The 18,986-nt window shown below is 69.1% G+C and carries 21 protein-coding genes; 13 read left to right on the top strand and 8 right to left on the bottom strand.

The annotated features are described in order from the left end of the window. Positions 1-135: 135 nt before the first annotated feature. The 3 genes from SPOPO_RS32140 to SPOPO_RS32135 all read right to left on the bottom strand — a co-directional run bounded on the left by SPOPO_RS32140 (position 136) and on the right by SPOPO_RS32135 (position 3,225). Positions 136-1,101: a lytic transglycosylase domain-containing protein gene (locus tag SPOPO_RS32140; RefSeq protein ID WP_051098252.1), complete on the bottom strand. Its 966-nt coding sequence runs from the start codon at positions 1,099-1,101 to the stop codon at positions 136-138. Between the two features lie 145 nt (positions 1,102-1,246). Next, positions 1,247-2,449: a HupE/UreJ family protein gene (locus tag SPOPO_RS0101030; protein ID WP_019872931.1), complete on the bottom strand. Its 1,203-nt coding sequence runs from the start codon at positions 2,447-2,449 to the stop codon at positions 1,247-1,249. Between the two features lie 17 nt (positions 2,450-2,466). After that, positions 2,467-3,225, bottom strand: a complete 759-nt coding sequence (locus SPOPO_RS32135) for a hypothetical protein (protein ID WP_019872930.1) — start codon at positions 3,223-3,225, stop codon at positions 2,467-2,469. Between the two features lie 1,276 nt (positions 3,226-4,501). Between SPOPO_RS32135 and SPOPO_RS0101015 the strand changes: the two genes are divergently transcribed. The 11 genes from SPOPO_RS0101015 to SPOPO_RS34975 all read left to right on the top strand — a co-directional run bounded on the left by SPOPO_RS0101015 (position 4,502) and on the right by SPOPO_RS34975 (position 13,966). Further along, positions 4,502-5,842 (top strand): urease accessory protein UreH domain-containing protein, encoded by a 1,341-nt coding sequence (locus SPOPO_RS0101015; protein WP_245541653.1) that lies wholly within the window; start codon positions 4,502-4,504, stop codon positions 5,840-5,842. Next, complete coding sequence (locus tag SPOPO_RS0101010) at positions 5,839-6,051, top strand: cation transporter (protein ID WP_019872927.1); 213 nt, start codon at positions 5,839-5,841, stop codon at positions 6,049-6,051. The genes SPOPO_RS0101015 and SPOPO_RS0101010 overlap by 4 nt, the downstream gene beginning before the upstream one ends. Before the next feature lie 116 nt (positions 6,052-6,167). Continuing rightward, positions 6,168-7,220, top strand: coding sequence for a hypothetical protein (locus SPOPO_RS0101005; RefSeq protein WP_019872926.1), 1,053 nt, complete (start codon positions 6,168-6,170; stop codon positions 7,218-7,220). 12 nt (positions 7,221-7,232) lie between these two features. Continuing rightward, positions 7,233-9,536 (top strand): heavy metal translocating P-type ATPase, encoded by a 2,304-nt coding sequence (locus SPOPO_RS0101000; protein WP_019872925.1) that lies wholly within the window; start codon positions 7,233-7,235, stop codon positions 9,534-9,536. Continuing rightward, on the top strand, positions 9,533-10,108 hold the full coding sequence (locus SPOPO_RS0100995) for a DUF305 domain-containing protein (protein ID WP_019872924.1): 576 nt from the start codon (positions 9,533-9,535) through the stop codon (positions 10,106-10,108). The genes SPOPO_RS0101000 and SPOPO_RS0100995 overlap by 4 nt, the downstream gene beginning before the upstream one ends. Positions 10,109-10,135: 27 nt before the next feature. Then, positions 10,136-10,747 (top strand): DUF305 domain-containing protein, encoded by a 612-nt coding sequence (locus SPOPO_RS0100990; protein ID WP_028984408.1) that lies wholly within the window; start codon positions 10,136-10,138, stop codon positions 10,745-10,747. Then, a complete protein-coding gene (locus SPOPO_RS34060; protein ID WP_019872922.1) occupies positions 10,740-10,910 on the top strand; it encodes a hypothetical protein in 171 nt (56 codons plus the stop codon). Before SPOPO_RS0100990 ends, SPOPO_RS34060 begins: the two co-directional genes overlap by 8 nt. After that, complete coding sequence (lgt, locus tag SPOPO_RS0100980; protein WP_019872921.1) at positions 10,907-11,779, top strand: prolipoprotein diacylglyceryl transferase; 873 nt, start codon at positions 10,907-10,909, stop codon at positions 11,777-11,779. The genes SPOPO_RS34060 and lgt overlap by 4 nt, the downstream gene beginning before the upstream one ends. Continuing rightward, entirely contained in the window at positions 11,776-12,501 is a 726-nt protein-coding gene (locus SPOPO_RS26735) for a class E sortase (protein WP_019872920.1), read from the top strand. The genes lgt and SPOPO_RS26735 overlap by 4 nt, the downstream gene beginning before the upstream one ends. An 81-nt stretch (positions 12,502-12,582) precedes the next feature. Then, the gene (locus SPOPO_RS35420) at positions 12,583-13,131 is read left to right on the top strand and encodes a flagellar basal body-associated FliL family protein (RefSeq protein WP_245541652.1); all 549 of its coding nucleotides are present in this window, start codon (positions 12,583-12,585) and stop codon (positions 13,129-13,131) included. A gap of 142 nt (positions 13,132-13,273) precedes the next feature. Continuing rightward, on the top strand, positions 13,274-13,966 hold the full coding sequence (locus SPOPO_RS34975) for a M23 family metallopeptidase (protein ID WP_156869440.1): 693 nt from the start codon (positions 13,274-13,276) through the stop codon (positions 13,964-13,966). Here SPOPO_RS34975 and SPOPO_RS32125 read toward each other — a convergent pair whose 3' ends face one another. The 5 genes from SPOPO_RS32125 to SPOPO_RS0100940 form a co-directional block, all read right to left on the bottom strand. Beyond that, complete coding sequence (locus tag SPOPO_RS32125; RefSeq protein ID WP_156869438.1) at positions 13,967-14,884, bottom strand: hypothetical protein; 918 nt, start codon at positions 14,882-14,884, stop codon at positions 13,967-13,969. A gap of 827 nt (positions 14,885-15,711) precedes the next feature. Next, positions 15,712-15,936, bottom strand: coding sequence for a heavy-metal-associated domain-containing protein (locus SPOPO_RS0100955; RefSeq protein ID WP_019872917.1), 225 nt, complete (start codon positions 15,934-15,936; stop codon positions 15,712-15,714). A 60-nt stretch (positions 15,937-15,996) separates the two neighbouring features. Further along, positions 15,997-16,299, bottom strand: coding sequence for a metal-sensitive transcriptional regulator (locus SPOPO_RS0100950; RefSeq protein WP_019872916.1), 303 nt, complete (start codon positions 16,297-16,299; stop codon positions 15,997-15,999). A 31-nt stretch (positions 16,300-16,330) separates the two neighbouring features. Continuing rightward, positions 16,331-17,029, bottom strand: a complete 699-nt coding sequence (locus tag SPOPO_RS0100945) for a hypothetical protein (RefSeq protein ID WP_019872915.1) — start codon at positions 17,027-17,029, stop codon at positions 16,331-16,333. Next, entirely contained in the window at positions 17,026-17,535 is a 510-nt protein-coding gene (locus SPOPO_RS0100940; RefSeq protein WP_019872914.1) for an RNA polymerase sigma factor, read from the bottom strand. Before SPOPO_RS0100940 ends, SPOPO_RS0100945 begins: the two co-directional genes overlap by 4 nt. Before the next feature lie 122 nt (positions 17,536-17,657). On the opposite strand from SPOPO_RS0100940, the gene SPOPO_RS0100935 reads away from it, so the two are divergent. After that, complete coding sequence (locus SPOPO_RS0100935; RefSeq protein ID WP_019872913.1) at positions 17,658-18,476, top strand: alpha/beta fold hydrolase; 819 nt, start codon at positions 17,658-17,660, stop codon at positions 18,474-18,476. Beyond that, positions 18,473-18,986 (top strand): AfsR/SARP family transcriptional regulator (locus SPOPO_RS26720; RefSeq protein ID WP_033384849.1); only part of this gene is annotated, 514 nt, incomplete at its 3' end. The genes SPOPO_RS0100935 and SPOPO_RS26720, both read left to right, overlap by 4 nt.

Genomic DNA, 18,986 nt, shown 5'->3' with positions numbered 1-18,986 from the left:
CATGATGGCCACTGTCAACGTGCGGCGGTGAGCAGACCCGCGGCCTGACTCGTGTCCTGATATTTCGCCCGCCCCACAGGCAACCACACCGCGCCGAGCGGCACGCGTGCGCAGGCTGCCTGTGCCGCACAGGCGCTACACCCCGTCCGGGAAGTAGGGCGGCGTCCAGCCGAGGTAGCGCGCGTTCCAGCGCGCGTCGATCGTCGATGCCTGCACGATACTGATCCGGCCAGGGGTGATGACATCGTTCGTGGCGACGTACCCGTTGCCGAGGGAGATCGCGACATGGCCCGGCCGCAGGCCCGTGTCCCAGAACATGAGTGCGCCCACCGGAGCATTGCGCTGCCGGTGGTGGCGCATCGATTCCGGAGTGAACAACCAGTGGTCGATGGCGTAGCGCGTGCCCGAGTGGTTCCAGCCGTAGGCGCGGGCCATGAAATTCAGGCACAGGCTGAGCCACCCGTCGTCGCCGACCATCGAGCGCGCCCACGTCACCGCGCCCGCGGGGGTGCGCGGGTTGGGGAGCGGGGTGTACAGCGAGCGGGAGTTGTTCGTCACGCCGAGGCCGTCGGCGTAGTGCGGCGCAAGTCCCTTGACCTCTGCGACGTATTCGCGCGTCGTCGGCAGTTGCCCGAGCCCGCCTGCCTGTTGGAGGCGGGTCCATCCCAGCCGGTAGGCGGCCAGAGTGAGTGAAAGACGGTCGCCCCGCAGCGGCGATTGAACCGCCTGTCGATAAAGCTGACAGAGCAAACGCGCCTGCGCGTCGATGGCGTCCGCCGAGTCCCGAGGGCTGTTCTCGCCGTCGTGATCCGCGTCCCTTCCCCACAGTGCCCACATCCGCGGTGAGAGCTGGGCCAGACCCTGCGTTCCGTTCGGCCCTTCCTTCACCGCATCCCAGCCGCTCTCCACGTCGATCACCGCAGCCTGGAGGCCGGGAGGCAGGTGTGGGCAGGTGTACGCCGCGTCCGCGAGAGCGCCCCGATACGCAGCCGGCGCTCCTGCGGCGCCGGTCGTTCCCGGGGAGGCCGCGGCGCCGGACAGCCCGGCAAGCAGAGGCAGCACCACGGCGCCGATGACGGCGGCCACGCGCGGGTTTCGCATCTGAGCTCCTGAGGCGGGTGGATCGCCGCCGGAGAAGGCAGCGGTCCGGGTCGATCAGGGATGAATAGTACGAATCCTCTCCATGATCGTGCGGAGTTTCGCCGGTTGCCGGAACTAGGCGGACGCCTTGTCGTACGGCCCGGGCTCAAATATCGGCGGCCCGCTCGATGAACCACCCGGCGCCCACCAGGGCCACCGCGGCGGAGGCGATGGCCGATGCCCAGAACCCCCCGCGCGGTGAGCGGTGGCGCAGGAGCGCAAGAAGCGGGAAGCTGATCGCGACGATCGTCAACTGAACGGCCTCGATCCCCAGGTTGAAGATCAGCAGGGACGACAGCAGCTTCCATGACCACGGCTCGTCGATCCCCAACGACGTAGCGAAGCCCAGCCCGTGAATGAGACCGAAGCCGAAGACCACCGCCAGTCTGCTCCAGCCGGCGCGGTCCAGGCTGAAGTGCGAGTTGCCGGCGGGCAGGTGGGGTCCGTCCTGACCATGTCGCCAGGCCCGCCACAGGTACCACCCGGCGACGAACGCGATCGAGGCCGCGATGAGGGGCTCGACGAGCACCCGAGGTGCCTCGACCACGCCGAGGGCGGCCAGGATGAAGGTCACGGAGTGCGCCAACGTGAAGGTCGTGGCGGTCAAGACGATTTCCCGGAGCCGGCGGGATCCCACGATCAGCGCGAGCAGGAACAGCACGTGGTCGAGTCCGTACACCAGATGCTCGGCGCCAACCCGGAACCATGACCGGAACCATGCGCTGAATGACTGGTCGGTGGAGAACGAGCGGTGCTCAGCGTCGAGGATCGCTGTACCCGAATTGAGATCGAGGTCGAACGTGACGATCGTCTTGGTGTCGGTCACGTACCCCTCGGACGCGGGGAAGAGATCGCTCCGCACCTCGTGCGCAGCCGCTGGTTCCGGGCACTCGTAATCGAGAACCAGCCGCACGTACGGCTGCCCGTCGCGCTGCTCCGCCGTGACCGGGCCCCCCTTCGTCGCGGAACACGAACGGCCGTCCGCCGTCACCACGAAGTGGTCGGTGACGTAGGTCAGGACGGAGTCGGCGTGCTCGTCGAGCGCGGCCGCCTGCGCGGGCATGTCCTGATCGGACTGCGCCTCGGCGCCGGCCTGCCCAAGCTCGACATCGGCGGTGTAGTCGGCGGTGGACATCAGAAGCAGCGGCGCGTACATCCTCAACTCGGCCCGGACCTGGCCGGGGTCCGAGGAGCTAAGGTCGACATACACCGCCGAGGGCAGGCTGTGCGCCTTTGCGGGAGGAGCTACGAACCCGCCCACCGCGAGGGTCACGACGAGGGTGCCGACGACCCGTCGAATGACGCGCATCCGGCCTATCGGCGCGATCAGTGTCCGTGACCGTCGTCAGGGTGCGGGGTCGCCGCGGTAACTTTCCCGGCCCGCGCAGGCGCCGGCGCGGTTGCGCACTTCGCCAGCTCCCGCTTGAGTGCCTTCTTCGCCGCCTTCTCCGCCTTCGTGATGGCGCCCGCCTTCCCGTTCGCGGCGGCGACTGCCTTGGCGAAGGTCGCATCCGCCGAAACCTGCGCGGTCCTGCGGCACTGGGCGGACGCAGCGGCCGGCGCGAGCGACACCGTTTCCGCGGCAGTCTGGATGGCACCGCCGTGGCCGATGTGGCCGTCTCCCTCCCCGACGGAGTGCCCGTGTCCTGAGACCCCCGACAGCGCGACCAGGGACAGAGCGGAGACCGCCAGCCCGCCTGCGCACGCCGAGAGCGCGGGGCGAATGGAGAACAGCGAGTGCGGCCGCCATCCGCGCGCGATGCATGTCGCCCCGCCGGCAATTACAATGCCGAGCACGCTCGCAATGACGTCCGCCCGTGCAGCCGGTTCGGCCACGCCCTGATGTGGTCCAAACGGCATGCCCGTCGTCCGGCTCAGGGTCCAGGTCGCCAGGGCGGCCACGTTCGCACCCGCGCCCACCAGGAGCGTCAGCTGCGCCGGCCCGCGGAGCAACACGAAGGCAGACCAACCCAGCTGGAACGAGGCCAGGCCGACGAAGAACGTGACGCTGGCCCACCAGTTGGTGTGCTCCGGGACAACCGCAGCGTGGATGATGCCGGCGCCGGCTGACGCCAATGCGGTCACCAGGAGCAGGGGATCCTGGCGGACGGCCCGCAGCCGGGGTACCGCTCCGGTGCGGCTGGGTGCAGATTCGTGGGGGGAAGTTGCGGTGGACCAGGCGTGACGGGGCGAGCGGTCAGACACAGGAAACTCCAGGATTGAGAGGACACAGGAGAACGCCGTTGCCCACGCTGATGAGATGCGTGAGCGACGCTCCTCCTAGATCCGCTGTACTCCGGGGCTTCGTCGTGGATCTGCAGCGGCGTCGCCGCCCTCGCCTCCGATCCAGGACCGGGAAAGCCAGGTCCGTACGTCAGGGGGCGAGATATCGGGGCGGCCGGTCGGGATCGAGCAGGTGACTGCCGACACTGCAGTTGCGGCGGACGTGACGCCGAGGAGCGAATGACAGGTCTCCGCAGGGTGCTCCCCGGGAGAGATCCCCAAGTCGGCCCCGACGGGATGGGCGGCATATTCGACGACGGCCTGACCAGGTGCGGCTGTCTCGGCATGGGTCGAGCTCTGCAGTCCTGGGCCGAACAGGTGGATCATCAGCGCGGCGACGAGAACGACGAGGACCGGCCGCGTCCGCGATGAGCGGGTCCTGGGCTCGCCGCGGGCGGTGCCCGCTCCCTCGTAGCCCATGACGAGTCAGCGTACCGATCGTTCGCCGCGGCTTCCACGAACTGAGCTGAACGGGAGCCATCCGGGCGCGCCGGTGCGCCGAACTGATCTCGACTCCCGGTTGGCGCCGCGTAACATGGAGGCAACCATGGACCGCCCGGCCCCGCTTCGCTCGGCATCGCGACTCGTGCTCGTCGTCGCGGTGCTTGCCTGCGTGTTCGGCTGGAGCCAGACGGTCGCCTTCGGGACGAGCGGGGCTGAGGTTTCCTCGCCTCCGGTCACCCCTCGGGCGCTTCCGACGGAGGCGGCGGCGGGTCACAGCGGGAGTCACCCCAGTGCCGCCGCGGCGTCAATGTCGGCGGTCACCCAGGCGGGCCACGGCGGACACGGCACCCAAGGCGACGACGCCGAGGGCGGGTCGGGGCACAACCCCGGTCACGAACACTCTGTGTCTTCCTGCATGGTCAGCTCTGCGGCCTCAGCGGTGGGGGCTCTGGTCAGCCCCGATGTGATGGCTTCCCTCGTCGTGGCGGCGGTGCCGCCGCAAGCGCGCGCGCGTCATGTGGCCGGAACGCTCCCGGAGCGGCGCGCGCCGAGCATCGCGACCCTCTGCGTCCAGCGGATCTAGGAGAACTCTGCCCACCTGCGCCCGGCGTAGGTGGTTTCAGCTGTTCTCGCCGTGCGCTTCGCGCCGGTTCCGCGACCCAGAAGGGTTCCATCGATGTCTGCGTTGTCCCTTTTCTTCACCGGTTTGACCACCGGCGCCATCGCCGGAGGCGCCTCCTGCGCTGCCGTTCAGGGCGGGTTGCTCGCCGGGGCGGTCGGGCGTCGTCGCGCCGCCGCCGACGCTGAACTCGTGCCCGCCGGCGCCGGCGCCGGCGCCGTGCGCGTTCCGGACGTTTCGCGCGAGGACGCGGGTCCCGCGTCCCGGCACCGCACCGTCAGCGCTGCCCAGCGCGCCGGGTTGCTCGGTGAGGACGGGGCGCTCGTCCCGCTGGGAGCGTTCCTGTCCGCCAAACTTCTTTCGCACGCGCTCCTCGGCGCGGCCTTCGGTGCGATCGGCGCCGCGGCTCAACCCAGCCCTCGGCAGCGGGCCGTGCTGTTGCTGGTGGCGGCCGCGCTGATGGTGGTGTTCGCCCTTGACATGCTCGGCGTGAAGGCAGTGCGCGGGCTCACCCCCCGCGCGCCGGAGGCGTGGACCAGGCGGGTCCGCCGCAGCGCGCGCTCGGAGTCGGCCTTCACTCCCGCCCTGCTGGGCTTCTTGACGGTGCTGTTGCCCTGCGGTGTGACCTTGAGTGTGTGGTTGTTGGCCATCACCTCGGGGTCGGTGCTCGCCGGCGCCGCCGTCATGGCCGGGTTCGTGCTCGGGACGGTTCCGCTGTTCGCGCTCATCGGGTATCTGCTGCGCCAGTCGTCGCGGCTGTGGCAAGGCCGCCTGTCCATCGCCACCGGACTCGTCGTCCTGGGCGTCGCGGCGTGGACGGTGAACTCGGCCCTCACGTTGGGCGATTGGGGCCCGGAGCGCGCCTCGGGGTCGATCTCCGCGGCGGAATCCGCGGCCGCGGTGCGGACGCTGCCCGACGGCACGCAGCTGATCACCCTCACGGTCAAGGACGGAGGGTACGAACCGTCAGCGGTCGCGGCCCGGCCCGGCGTACCAACCCGGCTCGAACTGGTCACCGCCGATACCGGTGGGTGCACCCGCGCCTTCGTGGTAGCCAGCAAGGGCATCCAGAAGGTGCTCCCTGAGACAGGCGTCACCAGCGTTGATCTAGGCGTCCCGAAGGAAGGGAACCTGAAGTACACGTGCGGCATGGGCATGTACTCCGGGCGCATCGCCTTCCAAGGAACTCCGACCGGCCCCGCGGTCGATGGAGGCTTACCGGCCGCCGAAGAGCTGCTCGGTGGACGCCCGGATGTGAAGAGCTCGACAGGTCCGAAGGTGGCGGGCAAGAACGACGCGGAGAAGGCCGCGGGAAAGGCGGCCGGTGCGGCCTCCGGGGAGAGGAGCGGATCTTGAGCACCATCGTGTTGGCGATCACCGGCATGCACTGCGCCAGCTGCGGCATGTTGATCGACGAGGCGGTCGAGGACCTTCCCGGCGTCCGGGAATCGCGGACGGACATGAAGGCCGAGCGGACGACCGTCGAGTTGGACGGAAGCGGAGCTGGTGCGGCCGAGGTGGTTGCCGCCATCGAGGCGGAGGGTTACCGCGCCCAGTTGTTGTGACTGGGCCCGCTTGCATCGATACCCCCCAGGGGTAATTCGTGCTACGCTCCACGCTGTACCCCATACCGGTACCCCGTATGAGTCGAAAATGAAGCACCTGGCTCGAGGAGACCCACATGAACGTCGGCGTCAAACTCACCGCTTTCGCGGCCGTAACGGCGGCTTTTTTCGGCCTGGCGTTCGGCGTGGGGTCCCTGCTCGACCCAATCGCGCCGGAGGACGAGGTGGGCCTCGCGATGGCCGACGAATCCGACGGGGCCGCCCACGGTGGCATGAATATGAGTGGCGAGACAGCCGAGCAGTCGCCGTCGTCGCCGTCGTCGGCCGCTCCGGCCGGCGCCAAGGGTGGCGCGGTGGGTGCAGCCGATCTACCCGGCCTGGCGGTGTCCTCCCGCGGCTACACCCTGCGGGTGGTTGACGTGACGCCGCGCGGAGGCGACTCCGTAGAGGTCGGCTTCACGATCACCAGCCCGGACGGCGGGACGGTGCTCAATTTCGACACTACGCATGAGAAGCAGATGCACCTGATCGTGGTCCGCCGCGACATGGCGAACTTCCAGCACCTGCACCCCGAGCGGGACGCCGAGGGCATGTGGCGTGTGCCGGTGGACCTCCGCGACGCCGGGGTGTATCGGTTCTTTGCCGACTTCTCCCCGTCCGCGCTGGGCGAGACGATCACGCTCGGTTCCGACGCGTTCGTGCCTGGTGATTACACGCCGGCCGAGCTGCCCGAGCCGTCGACGGAGTGGTCGTCGGATGACTTCCAGGTCACGCTGGCCGGGACGCCCGCTGCCGGCGAGGAGGCCGAGCTCACCTTCACGGTCACCCGGAATGGCGGGGGAGTGACGGATCTGGAGCCGTACCTCGGCGCGTTCGGGCATCTGGTCTCGTTGCGGTCCGGTGACCTGGCCTACCTGCACACGCACCCGGCCGAAGAGGCGAGTGGTGATCAGCTCGGCGGGCCGGAGATCCGGTTCGGAACCACATTCCCCACGGCGGGTCTGTACCGGCTGTACCTCAACTTCGCGCACGACGGCGAAGTGCGGACCGCGGAGTTCACGGTCGAGGTACTGGAGGGCTCAGGCACTCCCGCAGTCAGCCCGGACGAGGGCGACTCTGCCTCGACGGAGCCGTCGCCTCCCCCGTCCGACGTTCACAGCGGCCACTGAGAGGAGCCGGACATGACTACCGTCGACACCTCGGCCGGTACTGAGGACCTGCGCACGATCGACCTCGCCGTGGGCGGGATGACCTGTGCCTCCTGCGCGCGCCGAGTCGAGAAGGCGCTCAACAAGCTGCCGGGCGTCACCGCGTCGGTGAACTACGCGACCGAGAAGGCCCGGGTCAGCTACGCGCCCACCGTCGCCACCGACGATTTGGTAGCGGCAGTCACCGCCACCGGCTACACCGCCAAACTTCCGCCGCCCCCGAAGCCGGTCGAGACCGATACCTCGTCCGACTCCGGATCGACGGCAGTGGCAGACGAGCACGACCCAGCGGCGGCACTGCGCACCAGGCTGATCGTCAGCGCGCTGCTCGCGTTGCCGGTGCTGATTCTTGCGATGGTCCCTCCGGCGCAATTCGATTACTGGCAGTGGGCCAGCCTGACCCTCGCGGCTCCGGTTGTGGTGTGGGGGGCGCTGCCGTTTCACCGCGCAGCGTGGATGAATCTGCGCCACGGCGTGGCCACCATGGACACCCTGATCAGCGTCGGGGTGTCGGCGGCGTTCGGTTGGTCGCTGTACGCGCTGTTCCTCGGCGGTGCCGGGGAGCAGGGCATGACGATGGGCTTTCACCTCATTCCCGAGCGGGGCGGCGGCTCGGATGAGATCTATCTCGAGGTCGCCGCGGCGGTCACGGTGTTCATCCTCGCCGGCCGGTACTTCGAGGCGAAAGCAAAGCGGCGCTCCGGCGCTGCCCTACGCGCCTTGATGGATCTCGGCGCGAAGGACGTCGCCCTCCTTGCGGACGGCGTCGAACAGCGCATCCCGATCAGTTCCCTGGCCGTGGGCCAGGAGTTCATCGTGCGGCCGGGCGAGAAGATCGCCACCGATGGCGTGGTGAGCTCCGGGACCTCGGCGGTGGACGCCTCGATGCTCACCGGCGAGTCAGTGCCGGTCGAGGTCGGTCCCGGTGACGCCGTCACCGGAGCCACCGTGAATGCCGGCGGCCGCCTGGTCGTGCGGGCCACCCGCGTCGGCGCGGACACCCAGCTCGCCCAGATGGCGCGCCTGGTGGAGGAGGCGCAGACGGGCAAGGCAGCCGTGCAGCGCCTCGCCGACCGGGTCTCGGCCATCTTCGTGCCGATCGTCCTGGTGCTCACGGCCGCAACGCTCGGTCTCTGGTTGGGCAACGGGGCGAGCCCGGAGCTGGCGTTCACTGCAGCGGTGGCCGTGCTGATCATCGCCTGCCCGTGCGCGCTGGGACTGGCGACGCCGACGGCGTTGTTGGTCGGCACCGGTCGCGGCGCTCAGCTAGGCATTCTCATCAAGGGTCCCGAGGTGCTGGAGAGCACCCGTCGCGTCGACACCGTTGTGCTGGACAAGACCGGCACGGTGACGACAGGTCAGATGACGCTGGTCGCTGTGCACGCCGCAGCTGGGCAGGATCCTGCTCGCGTCCTGCGACTCGCCGCGGCGCTGGAGAACGCCTCCGAGCACCCGATCGCCCGCGCGATTGCGCAGGGGGCCCTGGCGCAGGGTCACCCCCTGGCGGACGTGGAGAACTTCGCCAGCACCGACGGGCGTGGCGTCGCCGGCGTCGTCGACGGCTACGCGGTCGTCGCCGGCCGCCGTGCCTGGCTGGCCGAGGAATGGTCCCAGCACCCGTCCCCGGAGTTGGTGGCCGCTGCCGAGGCCGCCGAGGCCGCCGGCCAGACGCCGGTCTGGATCGGCTGGGACGGCGCCCTGCGCGGCGTGCTGGTGGTCGCGGACACCGTCAAACCCACCTCCGCCGAGGCCATCACCGAGCTCAAGGCGCTGGGCCTGCGGCCGGTCCTGCTCACCGGGGACAACACCCGTGCCGCCCACGCCGTGGCCGCCTCCGTCGGGATCGACGAGGTCATCGCGGAGGTCCTGCCGGCGGAGAAGGTCGAGGTGATCAAGCGGTTGCAAGCTGAGGGCCGCACGGTGGCCATGGTCGGCGACGGCGTGAACGACGCCGCCGCACTCGCGCAGGCCGACCTCGGCCTAGCCATGGGAACCGGTACCGACGCCGCCATCGCCGCCAGCGACCTGACCCTCGTGCGCGGTGACCTGCGCGCGGCCGCTGACGCGATCCGGCTGTCCCGCAAGACGCTGGCCACGATCAAAGGCAACCTGTTCTGGGCCTTCGCCTACAACGTCGCCGCACTTCCCTTGGCCGCCGCCGCGCTGATGAACCCGATGATCGCCGGCGCCGCGATGGCCTTCAGTTCCATCTTCGTGGTCTCCAACAGCCTGCGGCTGCGCCGGTTCGCGCCGCTGCGCCGGGCAGACGCCACGTGACGGGCATCCTCCTGCGTGGGCGCATGGCCGCAGCGGCCGCCGTGGTCATGGCGGCCACGGCCGCGTGCGGCGGCTCGGGCTCTCCGGACGCAGCCGCGCCGGCGGGTCAACAGGTCGGTCCGTCCTTCGTCCAAGCCGATGTCAACTTCGTGGTCCAGTTGAGCCAGCACCATGGACAAGCTCTGCGGCTGGCGGAGCTGGCGGCTTCCCGCGGTCGCGCGTCTACGGTCAAGGCGCTGGCCGCGGACATCGAGGCCTCCTACGCACCGCAGGTCGACGTGCTGGCCGACTGGATCCGCGCATGGGCAGCGGCAGGCGCCGAGCTGCCCGGGCACGAGATCGGCGACGGCGAGGCGGGTTTCGGGATGCTGCCCGAACGCGCCGTGGTGCGACTTGAGTCGCTGACGGGACCGGCGTTCGACCGCCAGTTCCGTATCCAGATGGCCCGTCATCACCGTGGGGGGCTGGACCTGGTGGGCAAGCAGTTGAAGAACGGGATCAACCCGGATGCGCGCGCGCTCGCCGAACGCCTCCGCACAGAACAGACCGAGCAACTGGCGCAGTTGCAGTAGTCGTCCGCCCCCGACGAAAGGCACTCCATGACCAACCGCCTACTTGGCTCAGCAGCACTCGCACTGGCCGCCCTGACCTCCGTCGCCGTCCTCGCTGCGTGCGGCGGGGGTAACGACGATGCAATGCAGCCGGCGGCCGCGACCACCTTCACCGCCGCGGACGTTACCTTCGCGCAACAGATGATTCCGCATCATTCCCAGGCGGTGAAAATGGCCTCGCTGGCCGCTACCCGCGCCAAGGATCCGGCGGTCAAGAAGCTCGCCGCCGCGATCGTGGCTGGGCAGGGTCCCGAGATCGAAACCATGCAGAGTCTCTTGGAGGCGTGGGATCAGCCTCTGGTCGCGGACATGGCGGGCATGGACCACTCCTCCATGGCACCCGAGGACATGATGAGCATGTCCGCCGAGATGCCAGGGATGGCCGGGGAGAAAGACCTGAAAATGCTGGCCGCCGCGAAGGGAGCCGAGTTCGACCGGATGTTTCTCACGATGATGATCGAGCACCACCGCGGAGCCCTGCAGATGGCCAAGACTGAACGCTCCAACGGCAAGGATCCCGCAGCGCTCAAGCTCGCTGAGCAGATGGAGACCACCCAGCGAAGTGAGATCAAAAAGATGCAGAAGCTGAAGAATGGCTAGCTTCACCGAGGCGGCGCCTCCGCGTGGCGGCCGTGTCCTCCTCATCGCCGTGCTGATGTCCCTGGTCGCCTTGTTCGGCGCAGCGATCGGCTTAACGGTTGCCTGGAACGGCGCGCAGGATCCGCACCGGTCCAGCGCAGACGTGGTGTCGATCCACCCATGACCCCAGAAGTTCTCCTCGCGTCGATCCCCAGCCCGGCCGAAGGCGTCTGGCACCTCGGCGGCTTCCCGATCCGCGGCTACGCGCTGTGCATCGTGGCCGGGATCCTGCTCGCGATCGTCGTCGGCGACCGGCGCCTGGTGGCGCGCGGCGGCAAGCCGGGGCAGGTCGCCGACATCGCCATGTGGGCCGTGCCGATGGGGATCCTCGGCGGCCGGCTCTACCACGTCATCACCACCCCGGACGACTACTTCGGCGACGGCGGGAAGCCGCTGGACGCCCTCAAGATCTGGGAGGGCGGGCTCGGGATCTGGGGAGCCGTCGCCCTCGGTGCCGTCGGCGCGTGGATCGGGGCGCGGCAGGCCGGTCTTGCCTGGCCGCCGGTCGCGGACTCCGTCGTGGTCGGGGTGGTGCTGGCGCAGGCCGCCGGCCGGTGGGGCAACTGGTTCAACCAGGAGTTATACGGCAGGGCCACCGACCTGCCGTGGGCTCTGGAGATCGATCCCGAGAACCGGCCCCGGGCCACGCCGGACGTCGCGACCTACCACCCGACGTTCCTCTACGAGTCGCTGTGGTGCCTGCTGGTCGCGGGCCTGCTCGTCTGGGCCGACCGCCGCTTCGACCTCGGCCACGGCCAGGTGTTCGCCCTCTACATCGCCGCGTACTGCACCGGCCGGTTCTGGATCGAGGCGCTGCGGGTGGACGAGGCGCACGAGATCGCCGGCATGCGGCTGAACAACTGGGTCTCGATCCTCCTGTTCGTCGCCGCGCTCGCCTACCTGGTGGTCTCCCGGCGGCGCGGCGACCGACGCGAGCCGACGCCGTACCTCCCGGAAGCCTCGGCGGTGGCGCCGTCGGGGGAGCGGGGGTGACGGGCGCCGCCGCCGGGCAACTCTCGTCGTGGCGCCGCCGACGGCACCTTCTCGTTCGGAGTACCGGCGAAGTCCTCATCACCCTCGGCGTGTTGGCGCTGCTCATGGTGATCTACCAGGTGTTCTACACGAACTTCGAAGCGGACCGCCGGCAGGACGCCATCAAGGGCGACCTCCGGGAATCGTGGGCGCAACAGGTGGTCGCGGGCGCGCCTGTGAAAGGTGACGCCATCGGTATCATCTACATCGAACGTCTGGGCCGGAGCTGGGAGAAGCCGCTTGTCGAAGGCGTGGGTCTGAAGCAACTCGCGCGCGGGGTGGGGCACTTTCCGCGATCGGCACAGCCCGGCCAGGTCGGCAATTTCGCGGTCGCCGGACATCGCGCCACTCAGGGCGAGCCCTTCGCATACCTCGACCGGGTGCTTGCCGGCGACCGCGTGGTCGTCGAGACGCGTTCTCAGTGGTTCGTCTACACCATCGACCCCCAACCGGGAGCGCAACCCGGGGACCCTGCCTACAAGCTCGTGGATCCCAGCTACGGCGAGGTGGTTCTCCCCGTCCCCGAACAGCCCGGCGTTCGCCCTACCGAACGGCGGATCACGCTGGTCACCTGCAACCCACGCTGGGGTTCGTCGACCCGTCTTATTTTGTACGGCACGCTCGCCGCGACCTACCAGAAGCCTGGCCCACCGCCGCCTGAGCTCAATTACACGAGGACCTAAGCCTCACATCCGCGTCATGGCGGCCGAAGACAGTGACGGGCCGACAGATCGGCCGCGGGCGAAGCGAGGACGGCACTCGGCATGGCAACTCCAACCGCATCACGCTCCGGTCACGCTGAAGGTGCGCTCGATGCTCTGTCAGATGGCACGGCTCGCCGACGGAGCGAGCCGGCCGAAGCACAGGCTGCCGGACGCAAGGCTTCCACACCGAAATCAAAGAAGAAGCTCGTCATCGTCCTCGCCATCGTTCTGGCTCTCGGCGCGGGGGCCTACACCTTCCTGAAACCGACGCCTACTACCAGTGACGCTCCTGAGCCGGGGCTCGTGGTCGAGCTCGACCCGGTGACGCTGAACCTCGATGCGGGACGCTACTTGAAGGTGGGCGTGGCCCTGCAGTTCACCGCCGCTGGTTCGTCCGGAGGGGCCGGTCACGGCGGGGAGGGCGACGCCGAGCCCGACGGTTCCAAAGCCCTCGACCTAGTGATCGAGCAGCTGTCCAACCGCAAGGTGGCCGAACTGAACACTGCGGTGGGCCGGAACGCAGCCAAGGATGCACTGCTGGCCGCCGTCGCTGAGGCCTACCACGGCGACGTCATGGACATCTATTTCACGGACTTCGTCATGCAGTAGCCGAAGCCACAACACATGCCGGGTTCCTCCAGCCGTGGCGCCTTTCCGCGGCGGTTTCGCGAGTGCGAGCGCCAAGATGGCGGCGGAGTTGCCCGTGCCGTGGTCAAGCCCGTGACGATCGGAGCGCGTGAACCTTCGGGAGATGCCTGCCGCGACCGGCTCAGGACTGATGTCGGCGCGCCGATATAGCAGCGTGTACAACGGCGGCGTCATTGATTCTGCGGGGTTCTTCGCCCTGAGGCAGCGAATTAGCCAGATCGAGGCCGGCCTCAGAGCCGTGCAGTCCGGCATGTCCGGCACCGCGCCTGCAGCGGACGCAGCGCGGTCCTTCGCACAGGTACTCGATGCAGCGCTGAGCGCGCAGCCTGCGAGCTCTGGCTCCTCTGCGACCGAACCCACAGCAGGATTACCGAGCTCCAGTCCGGCAGGAGCCGATCCCTGGGTGTCTCCTCTGCCTGGACGAGTGACCAGCGACTTCGGTATGCGCACGCACCCGATCACCGGGAAGTACAAGCTGCACACCGGAACAGATGTCGCCGGAACGGCAGGAGCCCCCATCCGAGCAGCGAGTTCGGGAGTGGTCGTCGAGGCCGAATGGGAGGCGGGCAACGGCAACACCGTGACCATCGACCATGGCGATGGCGTCATTACGCGTTATGCGCACACCTCGCAGATGCTCGTTGAGCCCGGGGAAAGGGTCGGTGCCGGTGACGTGATCGCCCGCGTCGGCAGTACAGGTCTCGCCACAGGGCCTCACTTGCACTTCGAGGTTCGCCGACGCGGTACCGCCCTCGATCCGGAAGTGTGGCTAGGGGCTCGCGGAACCAGCCTGTGATCATGCGCTCCCGGTGCGACCGCCCTCATGGCGAGCCAGTGGCGCAACGGCTCCGACGACGGGGATCCAGATCCGGCCACGCGACGCGGCGGCGAGAGGCACCGCGAGAACGAGGAGACCCAGTCCGGCCGCGAGGATGAGCCCGGCGGGCGAGGTCGAGCGCGTGGCCAGGGCTGTTGGATTCGTCGCCGCCAGTGCAGCTTCCGCAGCGTCGACGGCGGCTGCGTCGAGCGCCTGTTGCTCGGCCACCAGGTACTCCGGGGAGACGGCTCGTTCCGCCGCTGGTGTGGTGTCGGAGGGCAATGAGTCGGCGACCGCGGCATCGGCGGTGTACTGCTCGGCGACGGTGGGAGTCCACACGGTGGCGGGCAGGTCGACCAGCAAGGACTCCGGCGTGACCGCCTCCGCGCTCCTCGCCGGCGCTTCGTCCGCGGCTTCAAGGTTCGACGATGCTGCCATCAAAGTGAAGGTCTCGCTGCGAGCCGCGGCCGCCGTCGGCGTCGACGGCGTCGCGGCTAGCGATGCGGCCGACACAGCGCCGGACAACCGGGGCTCGACGATGCCCTCGTAGCGGTAGGCGCCGTAGCCGCGCGAGAGGTAGTAGGACAGTGGGGCGTTGCGGACGAACCTGGGGGTGTGGCCGGTGGCGTACTGCTCGAACAGCCGGAACTTCGTCTTCGCGGCGTCCTCCCAGCCGGCGAAGATGACCACGTGCTTGCCCGCGAGATTGAGAACGTCACCTGGCCGTAGGGCGGGCGAGGAGATCCGGTCGGAGACGCGGGCCAGATTCCCGGTCCAGTAGTTGATCCGCTGGTCGGTGCGCCAGGCCATGGATACGTAGCCGGAGCAGTCCTGCCGGAACGTACCGGCGGAGTCCGTCCACCAACGGGTCTGGCTGTAGGGAACCTTCTGCGTCACCCAGCTCACTGCACGCGCGATCACTTCAGGCCTGGTGATCGTCCCGGTTCGATCGGGAGTGGGCGTGCGCGGCATTGAGCGTCCTGACGACCCGATCTCGCTGGGTTTCCCCAGATCCGGCACGCCGATCACCGTCTCGTCACCGTCCCTGTGGGGCGGCGTCGTAGGTGCAGGCGTCGGCTTGGGCGTGGGCGGTATCAGGGTGGGCGGTGCTACGGCGGGGGGCGCATCAACCGGGTCGCCGGTGGCGGGCGGCTCCGGAGTCGGCAATTCCGGCGTCGGGGAGGTGGTCGGAACGGTGCCATGGGGAGGACACACGAGCGGCGCCGTGGTTGTGAAAGGAGGGGACGGGTCAGCGGTCTCGGCGGTGGCGATGGGATCAGAGGACTCCGTGGTGGACTCACCGCTCGGGTCCGTCGGGTGGGGACTTGTGCTCTCGTCCTCGTGGACCGAATTCGGCCCTTCCGAGATGAGGGGCGTCGTGAGGTCGCGCTCGGTTTCCCCTGCCGAGGGCGCAGTTGTCGCGTCCTCGGGACTCGGAGGTTCGGACAGGCTGTAGCACTGATCGGCCGCAGCGGCCGGTGCGCGATCGAAGCCGAACGCACCGAGGCCGGTGAGGGAACCCCCTAAGACACCGCACATGATGGCGGCAGCGAGGGTGGGTCGACTACGTCGCCGCGAGGCGGCCGTGTGAGGCATCCGAAGGTCCTGTCAGAGCGGCGATGGAATCGCTCGCAAGCCTTCGGGAGAGGTAGTGACCCTGCACGATCAGCGGGTGAACGCCAGACGACTCCGGGAATAACCCCCGGGGGGTACCGTCGACACGCTCAGGTCAGCGCTTCCACCACGACGTAGCCCGCTTCGTCGACGGCGGCACGTACCTGGCCCAGTTCCGGGGCGGTCTCGCTAGTCACGACGACTGTCGAGAGCCCGTCCGGGACCAGGTCGACCTTGACGTCTTCCACGCCGGGCAGCTCGCGCAGCTCGGCTGTGACGGCGGCAACGCAGTGGCCGCAGGTCATTCCCTCGACACGATACTTCGTGAGAGCCACGGCTATTCCTCCTTCGGGATCGCGCCTGAATCATACCCCAGCAGGGTATACAGGGGTGGGTCAGGATCTGACCAGGCGCTTGATCGCGGCGGTTGCTTCCGCGACCTTCGCGTCGGCCACTGCCCCGCCCTCGGCTGCGGCATGGACGACGCAGTGTCGGAGGTGGTCCTCAAGAAGGCGAAGTGCCACCGATTCCAGGGCACTGGTCGCAGCCGATACCTGAGTGAGGATGTCGATGCAGTAGTTGTCATCCTCGATCATCCGCGCGATCCCGCGCACCTGACCTTCCACGCGGCGCAGGCGTTTGAGGTATGCGGCTTTGTCGTCTGTGTAGCTGTGCTGAGTCGTTTCGTCAGGCTTCATGCCTATACGGTACCGGGGTATGGGACCCGCGTCAGCCGTCAGTCCGCTTGACCTCTGCGCGCACCTCGTCGAGGGTGAAAGGCGCGTTCGGCTCAGCACCGTTCATGGCGTAGAGCCCTTGGGCTCCGCCCGTGATCTGCCAGTGCTGCGGCTGAAGGCTTTCGTGCACCGTTCCGGTGACGTCGGCCAGGAACAACAGCACGCGGGAACCGGGAACAAGGGGAGCGCCCAGCCCGGGTGCCGAGGTGATCGCGGTGCCGTAGTCGTAGTCGAAGGCTGCGATCTGGTTCACGGCTGGGCCGCGCAGCGTCTCTTCGACCTTGACGATCCCCATGACGTAGTTCATGCCGCCGTCCGCGTCGAGCGCTCCTCGCTTGACGTCGACGATCGTTCCGACGACCACGCGCGGTGACCCGGTCACGAGGCGCCGCAGATCGTAGGAGATTCCCATGGCCGCGGGTGCCCCGCCGTTCGGCTGCAGCGAGCCGGGGAGCGCGGTCCCGGGCGCCTCGCCGGCGAGAGTGGTCCGCGGAGCGTCATCGGAGAGCGCCTGAGTGCTTAGTCCGACGGCGAGAGCGACGACGGCGGCCGCGGCCCCGATCGCCACGGCCGGCTGCCATCGGGGGCGCCACGCCGTGGCGCTGAGGTGCGCCTCTTCGGCCAAGAGGCCGAGGCCACGACGCAGGCGGTCCTCTGCCCCCGGGCTCAATTCGTCGAGGTCGTGGTTCATGCGTTCCCCAGTTCGAGTCGAAGGAAGGCGGCGGCTCGGTGAAGCCGGGACTTGACCGTGCCCTCAGCGATGCCGAGGAGCACAGCGATCTCGCCGACCGGGAGGTCGGCGTAGTAGCGCAGCACGACGGTCGCCCGGAGATCTGGATCGAGCTTGCGCAAGGCCGCCCGCACGGACTCGCGAAGCGCGATGTCGGGGTCGCTGTAGCTGCCCGTACCGTGGAGGCGCAGACGCGCCAGGGCCGCTGTGCCCCGCCGGCGGGACCGGTGACGGTCGAGGGCGATCCGGGTGGCCACGGCGCACGCCCACGCGTTGCGACTGGCCACGCCGGGGGCGTGCTCGACCATGCGCACGGCGACGTCCTGCGCCGCATCGTCGAGATCGGCGCCACGAAGGCCGTTCAGGTACAGAACCGCGCGGACCCGGGCATGCTCGTCCGCACTCAACGCCGGTGCTCTCACGTCATCCCGCCGCTGCCGGTCGGAGTTGTGGATCAGGTCTTCCATCTCGCCCCTGCCCTCTGGTGCATGCGGTTAAGACGCCGCAGCCGGGAAGAACGTTCTCGGTTGGTGCGCTCCCTGCTCCGAGAGTCGCGCTAGGCCAGGTTGGGAAGAAATAGGGTTCGGCCGTGCAGGATCGCGCGCTGGCCTACGCCGGATCGGACGGCTGCGCCCTGTATGCGTCCGTGCAGGGTGAAGGTCCGTTGGTCGTTCTGCTGCATGGGGGTGGTCCCGACCACCGCAGCCTCCTTCCCCTAGCGGCGCGACTGGCGGACGAGTACACCGTGGCCCTGCCGGACGTGCGCGGGTACGGGCGCTCCCGGTGCGCCGACCCGGCCCGTCACACCTGGGACCAGTACGCCACCGATGTCGTTTCGCTGATCGACGCACTGCAGAGCGACATAGCCGTGGTCGGCGGGACCGGCCTGGGCGGAACGATCGGGCTCCGAACCGCTCTCTCGCACCCTGAGAGAGTTCGCGCCTTGATCGTGGTGAGCATGGAGGAGATCGAGGACGACCAAGCAAAGGCCGCCGAGACCGCCTTGATGGATCACTTCGCTGAGGTCGTGCGCGCCCGGGGCGTCGCGGCCGGGTGGGAGCTGTACCTGCCGTATCTGCAGCCGCTGATCGGGAACCTGGTGCGGGAGGCGATGCCGCGAGCTGATGCCGCCAGCGTGGCGGCGGCAGCGGCGATCGGCCGGGACCGGTCCTTTCGTGAGGTGGCGGAGCTCGCGAGCATCACGAGGCCGACCTTGATCTTCGCGGGCGGTGACGTCCGCCATCCGGCCCGGACGTCGACGCTCGCCGTGAACGTGCTGCCGAACGGCCGGCTTGCGCCGGTCGGTATGAGCGTCGACCTGCAGACGGCCGAAGACCTCGCGAACGCGGTCGCGCCGGCGATCCGGGACTTCCTCCGCGAATACCAGGCGCGCGGGCAGCGAGCATGAGCGCCGAGGTGACCGGCGAGTTCCGGCTGCTGGGTCCCATGGAGCTGCGCGTAAACGGGCAGCCCGCCAAGCTGCCCGGGCCGGCGGAACGCACGGTGCTCGCGCTCCTTCTGCTGGCGCCAGGGCGCACTGTGCCCGCGAGCACGCTGATCGATCGCCTCTGGAGCGAGGGCGTGCTGCCGGACAATCCAGCGAACGCTCTGCAGCTGCGGGTGTCCAAGCTCCGGCGGGCGTTGGGCGCCCTGGGGCTCGATCTCGTGCACCGGGAAGCTTCTGGCTACCGCGTCGAGGTCAACCCGAACGCGGTCGATGTCCAGGTTTTCGCCGACCAGATCCGCAGGGCGCGGATCGAGGCTGCCCGTGGAGGTCCACCTTCACCGGACGTGGTCACGTTGTATGCCTCAGCGCTGGAGCTGTGGCGAGGGGACCCGCTTGCCGACTTCGCCGGTGAGCTGTGGGCCACCGTGGAGTCCGCGCGCCTGGTTCAGCTGCGCTTGAGCGCGCTGGCCG

Origin of the sequence: Sporichthya polymorpha DSM 43042 (assembly GCF_000384115.1) — a bacterium.
GTDB classification, from domain to species: domain Bacteria; phylum Actinomycetota; class Actinomycetes; order Sporichthyales; family Sporichthyaceae; genus Sporichthya; species Sporichthya polymorpha.
This window is presented reverse-complemented; position numbering and strand designations above follow the sequence as displayed.